Genomic DNA, 17,201 nt, shown 5'->3' with positions numbered 1-17,201 from the left:
TATTTAAAATTATTTCATCAATTTGCAAATTTCATTAGAAAAGGCTACAGGGTCTTCAATCGGTAAGCCTTCAATAAGCAATGCTTGTTGATACAGCAGATTGGTATAACTTTTTAATTTATCCTCATCTTCTGCATAGGAAGTTTTTAAGACATCAAAGATAGGATGATTGGGATTTAATTCCAGAATTTTATTTGCTTTCATTCCTTCGCCGTTTGGCATCTGTCGTAACACTTTTTCCATTTCGATAGAAAGCCCACCGTCCGAAGACAAGCAAACTGGATGGGATTTTAAACGGTTAGAAATCTTTACTTCTTGAATTGATTCTCCTAAAATTTCTTTCATTTTTTGGAATAAATCTTTATGTTCCTCGTTCGTTTCGTTGGAAGATTCTTCGGTTTGTTCGTCCAGTCCTAAATCACCAGAAGAAACAGATTTGAATTCTTTTTCCTGGTAATTCATCAACATCTGAAGAGCAAATTCATCCACTTCGTCGGTACAGTAAAGAATTTCATAACCTTTGTCTTTTACTAATTCGGTTTGCGGTAATTTGGAAACTCGGTCAATGGATTCACCGCAAACATAATAAATATATTTCTGGTCAGAAGCCATTTTGGATACATACTCCTCTAATGTAACCAATTTTTCCTCTTTGGACGAATAGAATAATAATAAATCTTTTAAAATATCTTTATGTGCCCCAAAATCACTGTATACTCCGAATTTTAATGTTTTCCCGAATTGTGCAAAAAATTCTTCATAGGTTTCTCTGTTGTTTTTTAATAAAGACAGCAGTTCGGATTTAATTTTATCTCTGATTTTTTTCGCAATAAACTGAAGTTGTCTGTCCTGCTGCAAAAGTTCTCTGGAAATATTTAGCGAAAGGTCAGGGGAATCTACTAATCCTTGTACGAAGCTAAAATAATCCGGTAATAAATCGGCGCATTTATTCATAATTAAAACGCCGTTGGAGTATAGTTCTAACCCTTTTTCAAATTCTTTGGTGTAAAAATCATAGGGTACTCGTTTGGGGATATATAAAATCGTGTTATAGCTTGCCACGCCGTCTACGGATGCATGAATATATTTCAGCGGTTTTTCAAATCCATAATGCTTGTCTAAATAAAAACGTTCATAATCCTCTTGGGTTAATTCGTTTTTATTTTTTCTCCAGATGGGAACCATACTGTTCACGGTTTCTTCTTCGGTATATTCTTCGTATTCATTTTCGGTTCCGTCTTTTAATTTGCTTTTATTTACATCCATTTTGATGGGATATTTAATAAAGTCGGAATATTTTTTCACCAGGTGTTGCAAACTGTATGCATCAAGATATTCATCATAGTTTACATCCTCCGTGTTTTCCTTCACAGTCAGAATAATTTCGGTGCCTTGTGTTGTTTTATCGCAAATGTCAATGGTATAACCGTCAGCGCCGGAAGATTCCCAACAGTATGCTTCTTCTGCACCAAAAGCTTTGCTTCTTACAGTAACACGGTCGGCTACCATAAATGCAGAATAAAAACCAACACCAAATTGACCAATGATATCCACACCGTCTTTGGCTTCGTTTTCTCTTTTAAAAGCCAAAGAACCGGATTTTGCGATAGTTCCGAGATTATTTTCCAATTCTTCTTTACTCATACCAATACCTGTATCGGTGATGGTAAGGGTTCGTGTTTCTTTATTGGTATCAATGCGAATGTAGTAATCCTCTTTTTGGAAAAGGAGAGAATCATCCGAAAGGGTTTTGTAATACATTTTGTCAATTGCGTCGCTGGCGTTGGAAATAAGTTCCCGTAAAAAGATTTCCTGATTGGTATAAATAGAATGAATCATTAAATCTAACAAACGCTTAGATTCTGCTTTAAACTGTTTTTTTGCCATGGTAATCCTTCTTTCTGAAAGTATCTTGCTGATTTTAGCACTCTTATTGCAAGAGTGCTAAAATATTATAACAAAGGCTTTGTTTTTTGTCAAGTCCACATCTGAAAAATTCATAAAAAATTCATAAAAAGTTAGGGAAAACAATTGATTTTTTACTGATACTATGGTATAATTAACAAATATATGATGGGTTTTTGTTTTCTCGAATTAAATTTGAGTCAGGAGCCTGGTTTATGAAATCATATGATAAGAATCCCACAAAGGAACAAATATCTCAAAAATATAAAAAAAGAAAACTGTTGATATTTTTCATTTTTAGTTTGATAACTTTATTTTTACTTTCATTTTCAACCACAACATTTATTTTGATGAACTCTTATCGCTTGACTTTTGCCGGAGACTCTCTTTCAGCTTTACAACAAAAAATCGGAACCTTAAGAGAAGAAATTTCCCGTAAAGATAACGAAATTGAACAACTGAAACTTCAGATTGCCAATATTGAGGGAGAAGCTTCTTTTGTCAATCAGATGCAAAATCATCCATTGAATTAAAAGAGCAAATGATTTTCACCTTACGGAGAACTGGATATGAAACGTATTATTCCAATTTTACTGTGTATTTTCCTTCTTACAGGATGCAAAACTCAAGAAACTGTGATTCAAGGATTTTCCATGGATGCATCTTACCGGATTAAAGCAGAAGGCATTTCTGAAAATCAGGAAAATAAAATAAAAGATTATCTTCATCAGATTGATTCTATTATGAATGCATATCGGGAAGATTCTTTGATTTCAAAATTAAACAGTACAAAAACATTTACTGTATCCAATGCTAAGGATACTATACTTTTTGATTTGCTCCAAAAAATTTTACCACATTGTAATGATACATTTGATATTTCTATTCGTCCGGTTTCTAAATTATGGGATTTTAAATCTGAAAATCCAATGTTACCCGATGAAGCACAATTATCAGAAAATTTGAAGTCTGTGGGTTATCAGAATATTGTGATATCTGATGACGATATCCAATTAAAAAACAATGCTGAGATAGAGTTTGGTGCTGTTGCGAAAGGATATGTTTGTGATCAGGTTGCTAAAATGCTCTCTGATAAGAATGCATTGATTGATATAGGCGGAACCGTAAAAACCGTCGGGAAAGAGATTACTGCAGGAGTAAAATCTCCTGATTATGACGGATTGTTATGTTCTTTTGCCTTACCCAACGGAAGCGCAGTTTCTACTTCCGGTTCTTATGAAAGAAATTTTATATTAAATGACCAATTATACCATCATATTTTAGATCCTAAAACAGGGTATCCGGTAGAAACCAATTTGGTAAGCGTGACTGTAATTTGTGATTCTGCACTGGAAGCGGATATTTTATCCACAACCTTGTTTTTAGAAAATTCATTCAGGATTCCGGAATCCGCAGAAGTAATTTATGTTACAAAAGATCATTCGGTTTATGTATCATCCGGAATTTCTGATTTTAAACTTTTAAATGATACTTATCAGAAAGCGGAATTTATCAAGGAGTGATTTTATGATATACGATATCGCGATTATTGGCGCAGGTCCTGCCGGAATGACTGCTGCACTCTACGGAATGCGTGCAGGCATGAATGTTTTGCTTTTGGAAAAAGCTTTCCCTGGTGGACAGATGGTTTCTTCGAATTACGTTGAAAACTATCCCGGCTTTGTTGGGATTTCCGGCGCGGAGCTTGCAATGAATATGAAAAAGCAACTGGTTGACATCACTTATAAAACCACAGAAATTCTTTCTATCGATCTTTCAGAAGATATTAAAATAATCCGTTCCAAAAAAGAAGAATTTTCTGCAAAAAACATTGTAATTGCAACAGGTGCAAATCCTAAAAAATTAGGATTTCCCAATGAAGAACGGTTGACGGGTAGGGGAGTATCCTATTGTGCAACCTGTGATGGTGCTTTTTACCGTGGTAAAACCGCAACGGTTATTGGTGGCGGTAACACCGCATTAGATGACGCTCTGTATCTTGCTAATTTCTGTGAACGGGTAAATTTAGTGCATAGAAGAAGTGAATTCCGTGGGGACGCAACCACGGTGGAAAAGGTCAAAGCTAATGAAAAAATTCATTTATATACCGAATATATCCCCACAGAATTTGTGGGAGAAGATGCATTGGCCGAAATCATTCTTCAGAAAACAAATACCAATGAAAATATTTCATTATCCACAGACGGTGTATTTATTGCAATCGGTTATCAGCCGAATGTATCATTTTTACCGGAAGGTATTTTAAAAAGTGACACCAATGAAATTATTACCGATAAAGATTTAATGACAAATATTGAAAATGTGTATGCGATTGGTGATGTCAGAAGAAAAGAACTCCGACAAATTGTTACGGCTTGCAGTGACGGTGCCGAAGTAATTTCTGCCATCCGCAGAAAGGCAAATGTATGATTATAATAAACGCTAAAATATACACCATGGAATCCGAGTCACCGATTGAAAATGGATATATCCGTTTTGATAATACCATTTTGGAAATTGGTTCTATGGCAGATTATAAACAAACCAATGAAGAAATATACGATGTTGCCGGAAAATATGTGTTTCCCGGTTTCATTGATGCTCACACCCATCTTGGAATGTTCGAAGATTCTATGGGATTTGAAGGGGATGACGGTAACGAAGAATCTGATCCGATTACCCCTCATTTAAGAGCAATCGACGCAATAAATCCCAATGACCGATACTTTACAGAGGCAAAACTTGCCGGTATCACCACTGTTGCCAGTGGTCCCGGAAGTGCCAATCCCATTAGCGGTCAGTTTTGTGCGATGAAAACCCACGGCACTGTCATTGACGATATGATTATCAAAGCACCGGTCGCTATGAAGTTTTCCTTTGGTGAAAATCCAAAGACGGTGTATCATGGAAAAAACCAGCAACCCATTACTCGTATGGCAACTGCTGCATTGATTCGTGAAACCCTAAAAAAGGCGCAGGAATATGCAGAAAATATAAATCTTGCCAAAGAAAATCCCGATGATTACGACAAGCCTGATTATGATGCAAAACTGGAAAGTCTGCTGCCGGTCTTAACCGGCGAATTACCGGTTAAAGCACATGCACATCGAGCAGATGATATTGCAACCGCACTTCGTATTGCAAAAGAATTCAATCTGAATATGACAATTGAGCACGCCACCGAAGGGCATTTACTTCCCGAAAAATTACAAGATGTATCTTGTCAGCTCGGTCCCACTTTATCGGATAGATCCAAACCGGAACTGAAAAATATGACCTTCGATACATACCATATCTTAGCAGAGCAGGGAACCCCGGTTTCGGTGATTACCGACCATCCCGTGATTCCTATCAATTATTTGCCTTTATGTGCTGCTCTGGCAGTAAAACACGGAATGAATGAAACGGATGCATTAAAAGCAATTACCATAAATCCTGCAAAAGCATTAGGAATCGATGGTAAAGTTGGTTCCTTAAAAATCGGAAAAGATGCCGATATCGTAATTTTTGATCAATTCCCGTTAGATTTGATGGCGAAAGCAGAAGCCGTGTTCATTAACGGTAACAGAATATCTCAGTAAGAAATAAAAAAAGGAGAATAAACCATGAACGAAAACAAAGAAAAATTTTATGTAACAACAGCTATTGCATATACTTCCAGAAAGCCTCACATCGGGAATACTTACGAAATTGTATTGACCGATGCCATTGCACGTTATAAACGTCAGATGGGTTATGACGTATTCTTTTTAACCGGTACTGATGAACACGGTCAAAAAATTGAAGACTGTGCCAAAGAAGCAGGTATTACCCCAAAGGAATATGTAGATAATGTGGCAGGGGAAATCAAAGAAATTTGGAATCTGATGAATTCAAGCTATGATAAATTCATCCGAACTACTGATGATTTTCACGAAAAAACTGTTCAGAAAATTTTCAAACAGTTGTATGACCAAGGAGATATCTATAAAGGGGAATACGAAGGTTTATATTGCGTGCCCTGTGAATCTTTCTTTACCGAAAGTCAGTTGGTAGACGGCAAATGTCCTGATTGCGGCAGAGAAGTAAAACCTACCAAAGAAGAAGCCTATTTCTTTAAAATGTCTAAATATCAGGACAAATTAATGGAATATATTGAAACTCATCCTGATTTCATTCAGCCTGAATCCCGTAAAAAAGAAATGGTAAACAATTTCTTGAAACCCGGTCTGCAGGATTTATGTGTATCCAGAACTTCTTTCAAGTGGGGTATCCCTGTTGAATTCGATCCCAATCACGTTATTTATGTTTGGATTGATGCTTTAACTAACTACATTACCGCATTAGGTTACGATCAGGAAGATGATACGCTGTATCAGAAATACTGGCCAGCTGATGTTCACGTTATTGGAAAAGATATTCTTCGTTTCCATACCATTTACTGGCCCATTATGTTAATGGCGTTAGGACAGCCCTTGCCGAAACAAATTTTCGGTCATCCCTGGCTGTTATCCGGTAATGATAAAATGTCCAAATCCAAAGGTAACGTAATGTATGCAGACGATTTGGTTCGTCATTTTACTGTTGACGGTATGAGATATTATCTCTTATCTGAAATGCCCTACGGAAACGACGGTACCATTACTTACGAAAATATTATCACCAAATTCAATTCCGATTTGGCAAATACTTTAGGAAATTTGGTAAACCGCAGTATTGCTATGGTGAATAAGTATTTTGGTTCTGTACCCACTCCCAGCGAAGAAACTGACTTGGATAAAGATTTAAAATCCTGCATTGAAAACACCATCACTGCGTACCGCAAAAAAATGGATGAATATAAAACCGCAGATGCATTGGATGCTATTTTCGAACTCATTCGCAGATGCAATAAATACATTGATGAAACTACTCCCTGGGTATTGGCAAAAGATGATGAGGGTAAAGAACGCCTAAAAACTGTATTGTATAATCTTCTGGAAAGCATCCGTATCATTTCAGTGATTTTAACTCCCTTCATGCCCGATACCGCAAAGGAAATTCAGCGTCAGATTGCTTGTACCGATGAATCCGTAGAATTTGGTAAAACTGTTTCCGAAATTACTTTAGAAAATCCCACTCCCATCTTTATGCGAATCGACGAAGAAAAGAAATTAAAGGAAATCGAAGAAGAAATTGCAGCTACCATTCCCGATGATACCATTCCCATGGCTCCTGAAATCGAATTTGACGATTTTACCAAATTGGATTTAAGAATCGCAACTGTATTAGAATGCGAAGAAGTAAAAAAATCCGATAAATTATTGCTGTTCAAATTAAAGGTTGGTTCCCAGGTAAAAACCGTGGTTTCCGGTATCAAAAAGCACTATAAACCCGAAGATTTAATCGGCAAACAGGTTGTGATGGTATATAATTTAAAACCTGTAAAATTAAAAGGCATTCTTTCTGAAGGTATGATTCTTTGTGCAGAAGACGGAGATATTCTGCAGTTATTAAAACCCTTTGAAGAAATCAAAGACGGCTCCAAAATTTATTAAAAACGATCATCTGGATATTGAAGGAGAATAATCATGAGAACAAAAAGTTTAAGTTTCCTCCTTGCAATTTGTATGATACTAGCTTTATTTGCAGGATGTACCGCTCCTAATACCAGTCCCACCGGAACCGTAGAAGAAAGCATTCCTGAGTTTTCCAAAGAAGAAATTTATAATGAGTTTTTAGAAGCGGATAAAATGTATTACAACTGGTTTGAACAACCCATATATTATGATGTGCCTGAAGATTATGATCATTATAATTGGCCGCCTTGTCCTATTAAGCATGATACTATCAAAACTCCGGAAGATCTGGAGCAGGAAATGCGAAAACATTTTAATGACAGAATGGTTTCCGTTTTTATGCAACGGCTGAATCCGAAAATGAAAGATGAAAAAATGTACGTGAATTTCGGATACAATATGGGGGATAGTGGAGAAATAATATCTCATAAATTTATACAAAATTCTCCAGCGGAATTTATATTGACTATAACGGTAGATTATTCAGCAAGCTCTGGTGAGAATGTAGATTATCAGATTCTTTGCGAATACCATGACAGAAACTGGGTGTTTTCAAATTACATAGAGGATATTGACGAATATAATGAAATTGTGAATTCCGAATATGCTGACGACTATGGAATTTACTATTTTTCTGAATGTGTAGGACCATACGCTAATGCACCATATCCCACAAAGGAAGAAGCAATGGAAATCGCGAAAGAGTTTTGGGATTGGGAACCATATAGGGAAAATGGTGAACTGGTAACACAGAAATCTACAACGATTACGCCTGGTCAGGATAAAAATGAATCTTTTTACACAATGTATTTACGGTGGTGGGTCGATGATCATTGGTCTACTATTGATTACCTCTATATCAATAAAATCACCGGTAAATGTACCCAGGAAAATGTAGATACTCTGGATTGGTCTGACGATGTCTATTCTGTAGATGATAAGAGCGACACCGAAACGCCGGATATCCCATTCAATGAAACTCACGACGTAGAGAAAACAGATAAACCGAACGATATTACAATTCCGGAAGAATCAAAAAAAGAATTGGACGAAATTCCTGTAGTAGAGTATTATGAAGTTACACGAAAAGATTCTGAAGTTGGAACAGTCGATACTTCTGAAGGTTTTGATGGTTCTGAAACGACTGTATTTCTTCCTGTTTCTGCTGAAATGGAACCTTATCAGGAAAACATCACTGCTTATTATCTGGAAGAGGATGGTACTTTAACAGACTTAGAATCACAGTTAGTAAGTATTGATGATACAAGTTATCTGGAAGTGAAAACAAACCGTGAAGGGATTCATCTGATTGCAGGGAATCACAACCGTGACAAGGCACTTGTCAAAATATTGCTGGTGGTTGTAGTCATTCTTCTGTTGGCGATTCTGGCAATTATCCTTTGGATCATGAATGCACAGAAAAAGCAAAAGAAAAGAGTGATGCAGATGTTAAATGACCACCCAAATCAGTTAAGAGATTTTCAAGGATAATTACACTGCTAAATTGAAAAAATTAGCTGTATACTAAAAAGTACAGAGGAGCACCTCTGTACTTTTTTACTTCTTGTCTTTTTTATTTCTCACCTTCGGAGGTCCGAAATTAAAAACTTCCTGATAGGATTCATATTCACCTTCATTTAACGGCGGTCGTGGTGTAATGCCAGTACATTCGGTAGAGGTAGAAGCGTCCATCAAATCGAAATCAAAAGATGCCTTTTGTTTGTTCTTTTTTCCCATTTTTTAAATTCCTTTTTTCTTTTTAGTATGAATCAAAGCTACATATTTTATGAATTTTTTAATCAAAAACTTGCTTTTTTTAATAGAATATTATATAATAAATTTGTATGAAAAATCTACACCATACTAAATAGAAAAAAAGGAGAATGATAACATGGCCCGATTTACTTTGCCTCGTGATTTATATCACGGTAAAGGTGCTTTGGAAGCACTGAAAAACCTGAAAGGTACCCGTGCGATGGTTTGTGTTGGCGGCGGTTCTATGAAACGTTTCGGTTTTCTGGATAAGGTATGTGACTACCTGAAAGAAGCGGGAATGGAAGTGGAAGTATTTGAAGGAATTGAACCTGATCCGTCTGTTGACACTGTAATGCGCGGTGCCGAAGCTATGGCTAAATTCCAGCCTGACTGGATCGTTGCAATTGGTGGAGGTTCTCCCATCGATGCTGCAAAAGCAATGTGGATTAAATACGAATATCCCGAAATTACTTTTGAACAAATGTGTGTAGTATTCGGTATTCCCGAACTGCGTAAAAAAGCACGTTTCTGCGCAATTCCGTCCACCTCCGGTACTGCAACTGAAGTGACTGCATTCTCTGTAATTACTGACTATGAGAAGGGTATCAAATATCCTTTAGCAGACTTTGAAATTACCCCGGATATCGCAATTGTGGATCCAGACCTGGCAGAAACAATGCCTCAGAAACTGACTGCTCATACCGGTATGGATGCAATGACTCACGCAATTGAAGCTTATGTTTCCACCGCAAACAGCGAATTTACCGATCCCCTGGCTATTTTTGCAATTAAAATGATTCAGGATGATCTGGTTGATTCCTACAACGGAGATATGACCAAACGTGCATCTATGCATAACGCCCAGTGTTTGGCGGGGATGGCGTTTTCCAACGCACTTTTAGGTATTGTGCATTCTATGGCACATAAAACAGGTGCAATCTTTGAGGATTTAGGCGCACATATTATTCACGGTGCTGCCAATGCAATGTATCTGCCCAAAGTAATTGCTTTTAACGCAAAAGATGAAACTGCAAAAAAACGTTATGGCGTAATTGCTGATTTTATGGGATTAGAAGGTGCAACCGATGATGAAAAAGTTGCAAACCTGATTAAATATCTGCGTGGCATGAATGATGCTTTGAACATTCCCCAGTGTATTAAAAACTATGGTGCAGACAGCTATCCCTGTGAACATGGATTCGTGTCGGAAGAAGTGTTCTTGGAAAGACTTCCCAGTATCGCAAAAAATGCAGTTGCAGACGCTTGCACCGGCTCAAATCCCAGAAAAATTTCTGTGGAAGAAATGGAAAAGCTGCTGAAATGTTGTTACTACGATACAGAAGTGGATTTCTAATGTAACAATCTTAAGAAGAAAGTTGTCTTTTTGTGACAACTTTCTTCTTTTTACACAAATAGAAATATTTTTTGAATTCTCAAAGTAACTTTTGTTCTATCTTATCGTATCATTTATAATGTAAGGTTCATATTCCATCAATATGATTCTTTAGTAGAATGGAAACTTAGACAAAAAATCACAAATACGCAGATGATTTAATAGTTAAAAAAATACAACTGTCGATTTGAACAGCAGTTGTATTTTTTTATATTTTTATATTGAAAATAATAGACTTCACACTGTTATCACGGATAAAATACACAAAAATGACGTTTTCTTTTTTTAGCATAGAACAGTATATATATTTTACAATAAAAAGACATTTTTTATCTTGAATTGACTGTTTGGGTCATTTATGATATAATAAGAATATCTGAATGCAAAGGAGAATTTATTATGAAAAAAGTATTTTCTTTGATTCTTTCAATAACACTGATTTTCTCTTCATTGGTAGTTTATGCAAATACCGGCAGTCAGTATCACTGTAGTGACTGGGCTACAAAATTCCTCAGAAAAGCAAATGTTTTAAATATTTTACGTGATGAAATTCCTGAAAATTTCTCAGAAGAAATTTCTCGGCAGGATGTTTGCGAATTGGTTGTAAAAACTTATCTTTCTGTTGGAAAATCAATGCCAAGCGAAATGGAGGAGCCATTTACCGATACTGATGATTTCTATGTGAAAAAAGCATTTGTGCTCGGTTTTGTAAACGGTGTTTCTGAAACGACCTTTGCTCCCGATATGCCATTAACCAGAGAACAAATGGCAACCATCATAGACCGTTTATTATTGGAACTTTCTGTAGTGGGAAGTGTCAATGAGGAAGTACATATTCAAGATGTTGATGATTTTTATCAAATTTCTGATTGGGCATTACCCGGCATGGAATATATGTACGGTGCAGGAATTATCCAAGGGGATAACAACAATCTGTTCCCAAAAGAAAATTTAACTGAAGAAGAAGCAATTACAATGCTTGTTCGCGCGTGTCATTTTATTGGTCATTATGTAAAACTGTACGAAGATACCACTGTTGATATTTTAGCTGAACTTGATATTGTTGACAAAGAAAAGATTACCAGTAATGACAGCTTATCAGTTTTTGATTTCTTTGTTATGATAGAGAAAATGAGAGGAAAATATTCTGATAATGCAACTGACATTTCTGATTGGTATGTGGGTGATACGCTAGCTTCTTTAGATGATCTTGAAGACAATACAAAGATGCTGTTACTCAGTCTATGTTATAACGGAAGAAATCAGATATTAGATTATAACGCAATTCCCAATTTACAATTAGATAAAAAAATAACAAATGCGGAAGCGTTGTTTTATATTTTACGGATGGTAGGGGATACCTATAGCTGTACAGACAGCACTTTTAATGGTTATGAAAATGATATATCAATTGAAAAAATATATGATGGTGCATATCAGAAAGGGTTAATTTCCTCTGATAGCACAGAAAATGCAGATTATCCGATTACCTATCAGCAATTATGCAAAATTCTACATAAAGCCTTATTTACAGAATTTTCTTCCGGTGGCTATGCCGGTGATTATATTGTTCGTTTATATGATGAATTGGTAAAAGAAAGTACATCCGAAGAAGAAAACGAATCCGAAATCAAAATCCAACAAGTTGAAATTCCTATTGCGGTAAAGATTCACGATGACTTATCTGTAAGCTGGACTTTACCGGAAGAATATCAGTTTATTTTAGAAAGTAAATATAATACCCGAATTGGAAATACTGTTTACGGTTCTTTTAAAACAGAACTTTCCTCAACTGATATGATTGAGTTTCTAAGCAGTGAGGAATTTTTTGGAAAATCAGCAATCCGTTGCACCTATACCAAATATGGAGCTGATACCGAATACTATTCCGATATTGATATATCAAATATCAAGTTTGTAGTAGAAGGGGAAGCCTTAATCCCAGATAAATATATCAGAGCAAATAGCAATACATGGATTGCGAAAGAACTGACTCTTTCTGATTCTCAGTTTTTTGAGGAAGGCTGTTATTATTTGATGACAGGCTACGAAAAAACTTATCGGAAAGAGGAGTATAATTGTGTTGATTACAAGTGCTTCGAAGCAGAAACCACATCTTCTGTGTATGTTGCTCCTAATAATTATAACTTTGGCGTATCCTACTTAGATGAAATTCATATTCAAAGAATCAAAGTAACAGGAAACAGTAAAGACGGATTTGTGCTGTATGTCACTCCCGAAGCAAATAAGGTGTTTGAAATCTGGCCATCAGAATAAATAACAAGTGTTTCTATATTAAATTAACTTTGTATAAATTTTATTTAATACAAAAAAACATTGGAGGATGATACAAATGGAAAAACTTTTTAAGCTCAAAGAGCATGGCACTGATATCAAAACTGAAATTATTGCCGGAATTACCACCTTTTTAGCAATGTCTTACATTTTAGCAGTGAATCCCGGTATGTTGGGAATTATTCCGGACGGTCCCGGTCCCGCTGCTATCTTTATGGCAACAGCAATTTCTGCAGCAATTGCAACTATTTGTATGGCTTTTTTTGCAAATTACCCCGTGGCTTTGGCATCCGGGATGGGATTGAACGCATTTTTCACATACACAGTTTGTCTTGGAATGGGATATTCCTACAAAGTGGCATTAACGGCCATTTTAATTGAAGGTTTCGTCTTTATGATTCTTTCCGTATTCAAATTCAGAGAAACCTTGGTAAACAAAATTCCGAAAAATTTAAAACTTGGCATCACAGCCGGTATTGGCTTATTTATCACAATTATTGCTTTAATCAATGCAGGTATTGTTGTAAACAATGATTCTACATTAGTAGGTTTAGGAAATTTAGGTTCCCCTCAGGTTGTTTTAGCAGTTGTAGGATTAATCATCATTGGAGCATTGCACCACTATAAATTAAAAGGCGATATTTTAATTGGTATCTTGGCAACATGGGTATTGGGAATCATTGCAGAATTAATCGGTTGGTATGTGGTTGATATTGAAGCAGGGGTATACTCTCTGATACCTTCGCTTTCTTGGGAATCCATCAAATCCAATTTTGCTGCTCCTGCGTTGTTCCAATTTGATTTTGCTTTTATTGCGCAGAACTTTATGTCCTTTGCTGTAGTAATGTTTACCTTTCTTTATACTGATATTTTTGATACCGTTGGTACTTTAATTGGTGTGGCACAAAAAGGGGACTTATTAGCACAAGATGGTTCACTTCCGAAAGCAGGTGGTGCTTTAATGGCGGATGCTGTTGGTACTGTTGCAGGGGCATGTCTTGGTACATCAACTGTTACCAGTTATGTGGAATCTTCTGCCGGTGTTGCTGCAGGCGGCAGAACCGGATTAACTGCGTTAACCACCGGGATCTTATTCTTAATCGCAATTCCTTTTGCTCCTATTTTCTTAGCAATTCCCGGATTCGCTACTGCTCCTGCTATGATTTTCGTTGGCCTTTTGATGCTCTCAAGTGTGACACAAATGGATTTTGAAAGTGATGTTGCAGATGCGATTGGCGGATTTCTGGCAATTGTAATGATGCCTTTTGCATATTCTATTGCAACCGGTATTATGTTCGCTGTTGTATCCTGGGTTATTTTAAAAATCTTAACCGGAAAAGCGAAAGATATTTCACCGATTATGTGGATTTCACTTGTTTTGTTTGCAATTTACATTTACACAACAATTGCATAAATCTGATTATAAAAAAATCCTGTAATTGTTAAATTACAGGATTTTTTATATTAATGTGTTTTTTGTGATATTTTGTTGATTTTTTTTTGAAAGAATGTTATAATCATAAAATGAAAACAAATTCTATAGGAGATATCATGATGATATATGATTTTATCAACCTAAAAAATAATCTGGAAAAAAAGGGGTATTTTGTTTCTGTATTTGATACAAAAGAAGATGCCAAAAAATACTTAAATGCTAACATTGACGGAAAAACCGTTGGAGTTGGCGGTTCTGTGACACTTCGTGAAATGGATCTGCTGGAAGCATTATCTACACACAACACAGTATATTGTCACGATAAAAAGCCGGAAAACCTGTCAGTTATGGAAACCAGAACCTTGGCAAGTCGGGCAGAAGTTTATATTAGTTCAGCCAACGCAATTTCCGAGCAGGGAGATATCATCAATATTGACGGAACAGGAAACCGTGTGGCTGCAACAACATATGGTCCCAATAAAGTTTATTTGGTAATCGGTTCCAATAAAGTTGCTCCTAATTTTGAAGCAGCGTTATTTCGAGCAAGAAACATATCAGCACCCTTAAACGCAAAACGGTTAAACCGTAACACACCATGTGCCAAAAATGCCGATAAGTGCTACAATTGTAATAGCCCTGAACGAATTTGCAGAGCTCTTTCTGTTTTTTGGACAAAACCAAGCGGTGCTGAATACGAAGTTGTTTTAGTGAAAGAATCATTGGGGTATTAACATGAAACTTGGAAAATACAGACATTTTAAAGGCAACGAATACGAAGCGCTCTATATTGCGAAACATAGTGAAACCTTAGAAGAAATGGTAGTTTACCGTGCTTTATACGGTGAATTTGGCATTTGGGTACGTCCGTTATCCATGTGGGAAGAAACTGTTATCCACGAGGGCAGGGAAGTAAAGCGTTTTACCTATATCGGAGAAGAGTAAGGAGTAAAAATGAATATTCAAAGAATCAATGAACTTGCAAAAAAATCCCGCGAAGTCGGTTTAACCGAAGAAGAAAAACTGGAACAGAAAAAACTGCGTGACGAATATATCGCAGCATTTCGCGGCAATTTAAAACAAACCTTAGACCAGACTTATATTATGGATGAACAAGGTAATAAAGTAAAACTGGGGAAAAAACAATAATTCCAGAAAGGCATTGTAACTGTTATGACCAAAAAAACTTTTATTATCCTTCTTAGTATTTTATACAGTTTTTTGATATGCGGAAGTGTTTCAGCTTCTTCTGCATCTGTTTGTAATACCGTATCCTATTGCTTTGATTATGCGGAAGAACCGAAAAATGCAGTAATGAAAATCCGATTGATATTACAGGGAGAAAAAGGTTCTCAAAATTCCTATGAACTGGATGCATATAAAGCGATTTATGAATTTGGGACAAACAAACTGTTGGATGTACAATATGAAACGCTTTTATTAGATAAACCCTTTCAATCTTCTCAGGAACATCGGCTTTCTGTGATTTTAGATCTTAATGATGTGGATGAAAAATTAGTGAAAACCAAAGTGATGTTATTTGATCGAAATAATGAGTTGAAGCCTATGGCTGTAACATCCGGTCGTACTAACGCATGGTCTTCACTTATAAATATTCCTGACTATTATTACGAAGAAGCACAAAGAGTTACCCAAAATATTTATAATTTATACGAAGAAAAAAGTGATCATAAGTTTTTGGGATTGGGGGTAATGTCCGATTCACATATCGGATTTGGGATTTCTGAAGAAGCAATGCTAAAAGAAAGTTTGTCACATGGGATTTATGCGTTAAATTCAGTGGGTCATGATATTGGTTGTGATTTTATAGTGCATTTAGGTGACACGACTTGGAAAAATAACATTGATTCTTACGATAGTTACTCCGGAAGTGTCTATACCACTGAGGCTTTTCAATTTGTTGCAAACTATCACAATTTCGGTATGCAACTGATTGGTAATCACGATCAAACCAATGATCATATCAGACAATGGACTGCAATCGGACAGTATAATCAATTTGATGAAACGGGTTTGAATCCAAAACGTTCCTATGGTTATACTGATCTTCCTGATAAAAAGGTAAGAGTGATTGCTTTAAATACTTGTGATTATCTGAATGGAACTGGTAGCTATGGAATTTCCTACGAACAACGTGACTTTTTAATGAAATCTCTTGATTTGTCTCAGAAAGAAGATGCTTCGGAATGGAAAATTCTGATTTTATCCCATATTCCTTTGGATTTTTACTATAAAAGTGCTAAATTTAACGATTATGACGTTACTAAAGATATTATAGGTATCTTAAAAGCATATGAAGAAGGTGGTTCTTATACCATTCAAGTTAATCCCCAATGGAAAACTATTCATGATGATACCATTTCCCAAAAGACGCTCACTTACAATTACGCTGGCCAAAATCAAGCGAAAATTATCGGAAATATTCATGGGCACTTACATAACGATTGCTATGGCACATTAGCTTATACCAATATGGAAGGGGAGCGATTTACTACCGATATTGTAAGAGTGTCTACTCCTAATACTGCTTTTTACGGAGCAAAAGCTACAGCATATCCAAATAACGGTGATTATGTTGCCAAAGAAATCAAAAAAGTAGCAAATACAGCAAAAGATACGTCGGTTACATTTTATATAATTGATTTAACTGATAATATTATTTATTCGTTTGCGTATGGTGCCGGTAACGATAGAGTTATTTCATATTAGAATCATTATTTATAAAAAAACTACCCTTAATCTGGGTAGTTTTTTTATATTGATGCTGGGGAAGTATTCGTGTTTTCTAAAAAGCTTTCTAAATACCTATCCAAAGAATTCAATAATTTACTCAACAAAATAAAAATTTTGTTTAAATTAGGGC

The 17,201-nt window shown here is 36.0% G+C and carries 15 protein-coding genes; 13 read left to right on the top strand and 2 right to left on the bottom strand.

The window, feature by feature from the left end; all coding sequences use genetic code 11:
* Positions 1-9: 9 nt before the first annotated feature.
* Positions 10-1,887 (bottom strand): molecular chaperone HtpG, encoded by a 1,878-nt coding sequence (gene htpG / locus E7413_00500; protein ID MBE7018347.1) that lies wholly within the window; start codon positions 1,885-1,887, stop codon positions 10-12.
* Between the two features lie 233 nt (positions 1,888-2,120).
* Here htpG and E7413_00495 point away from each other — a divergent pair, with 233 nt between their 5' ends.
* From E7413_00495 to E7413_00470, 6 genes are read left to right on the top strand one after another with little or no spacing between them, the layout of a single operon-like run.
* Positions 2,121-2,438, top strand: a complete 318-nt coding sequence (locus tag E7413_00495; GenBank protein ID MBE7018346.1) for a hypothetical protein — start codon at positions 2,121-2,123, stop codon at positions 2,436-2,438.
* Positions 2,439-2,474: 36 nt separating this feature from the next.
* Positions 2,475-3,428: an FAD:protein FMN transferase gene (locus E7413_00490; protein MBE7018345.1), complete on the top strand. Its 954-nt coding sequence runs from the start codon at positions 2,475-2,477 to the stop codon at positions 3,426-3,428.
* Positions 3,391-4,335 carry an FAD-binding protein gene (locus tag E7413_00485; GenBank protein MBE7018344.1) on the top strand — a complete coding sequence of 315 codons (945 nt, stop codon included), beginning with the start codon at positions 3,391-3,393 and terminating at the stop codon, positions 4,333-4,335. The genes E7413_00490 and E7413_00485 overlap by 38 nt, the downstream gene beginning before the upstream one ends.
* Entirely contained in the window at positions 4,332-5,486 is a 1,155-nt protein-coding gene (locus E7413_00480; GenBank protein MBE7018343.1) for an amidohydrolase, read from the top strand. The genes E7413_00485 and E7413_00480 overlap by 4 nt, the downstream gene beginning before the upstream one ends.
* Before the next feature lie 24 nt (positions 5,487-5,510).
* Positions 5,511-7,421 (top strand): methionine--tRNA ligase, encoded by a 1,911-nt coding sequence (gene metG, locus E7413_00475; protein MBE7018342.1) that lies wholly within the window; start codon positions 5,511-5,513, stop codon positions 7,419-7,421.
* 33 nt (positions 7,422-7,454) lie between these two features.
* Positions 7,455-8,933: a hypothetical protein gene (locus tag E7413_00470; GenBank protein ID MBE7018341.1), complete on the top strand. Its 1,479-nt coding sequence runs from the start codon at positions 7,455-7,457 to the stop codon at positions 8,931-8,933.
* Between the two features lie 66 nt (positions 8,934-8,999).
* Here the strand turns inward: E7413_00470 and E7413_00465 are convergent, their stop codons facing one another.
* Positions 9,000-9,179: a hypothetical protein gene (locus tag E7413_00465; protein ID MBE7018340.1), complete on the bottom strand. Its 180-nt coding sequence runs from the start codon at positions 9,177-9,179 to the stop codon at positions 9,000-9,002.
* Between the two features lie 154 nt (positions 9,180-9,333).
* On the opposite strand from E7413_00465, the gene E7413_00460 reads away from it, so the two are divergent.
* From E7413_00460 to E7413_00430, 7 genes are all read left to right on the top strand, one after another.
* Positions 9,334-10,551 (top strand): iron-containing alcohol dehydrogenase, encoded by a 1,218-nt coding sequence (locus E7413_00460; protein MBE7018339.1) that lies wholly within the window; start codon positions 9,334-9,336, stop codon positions 10,549-10,551.
* A gap of 438 nt (positions 10,552-10,989) precedes the next feature.
* Positions 10,990-12,867 (top strand): S-layer homology domain-containing protein, encoded by a 1,878-nt coding sequence (locus E7413_00455; GenBank protein ID MBE7018338.1) that lies wholly within the window; start codon positions 10,990-10,992, stop codon positions 12,865-12,867.
* 76 nt (positions 12,868-12,943) lie between these two features.
* On the top strand, positions 12,944-14,299 hold the full coding sequence (locus E7413_00450) for an NCS2 family permease (GenBank protein ID MBE7018337.1): 1,356 nt from the start codon (positions 12,944-12,946) through the stop codon (positions 14,297-14,299).
* Between the two features lie 140 nt (positions 14,300-14,439).
* Positions 14,440-15,051 carry a lactate utilization protein gene (locus E7413_00445; GenBank protein MBE7018336.1) on the top strand — a complete coding sequence of 204 codons (612 nt, stop codon included), beginning with the start codon at positions 14,440-14,442 and terminating at the stop codon, positions 15,049-15,051.
* Positions 15,047-15,262 (top strand): DUF1653 domain-containing protein, encoded by a 216-nt coding sequence (locus E7413_00440; protein MBE7018335.1) that lies wholly within the window; start codon positions 15,047-15,049, stop codon positions 15,260-15,262. Before E7413_00445 ends, E7413_00440 begins: the two co-directional genes overlap by 5 nt.
* A 9-nt stretch (positions 15,263-15,271) precedes the next feature.
* Positions 15,272-15,466: a DUF896 domain-containing protein gene (locus tag E7413_00435; protein MBE7018334.1), complete on the top strand. Its 195-nt coding sequence runs from the start codon at positions 15,272-15,274 to the stop codon at positions 15,464-15,466.
* 24 nt (positions 15,467-15,490) lie between these two features.
* Positions 15,491-17,047, top strand: a complete 1,557-nt coding sequence (locus E7413_00430) for a hypothetical protein (GenBank protein ID MBE7018333.1) — start codon at positions 15,491-15,493, stop codon at positions 17,045-17,047.
* The last annotated feature ends 154 nt before the right edge of the window (positions 17,048-17,201 follow it).

The organism is Oscillospiraceae bacterium, from assembly GCA_015068645.1.
GTDB lineage: Bacteria > Bacillota > Clostridia > UMGS1840 > UMGS1840 > SIG452.
This window is presented reverse-complemented; position numbering and strand designations above follow the sequence as displayed.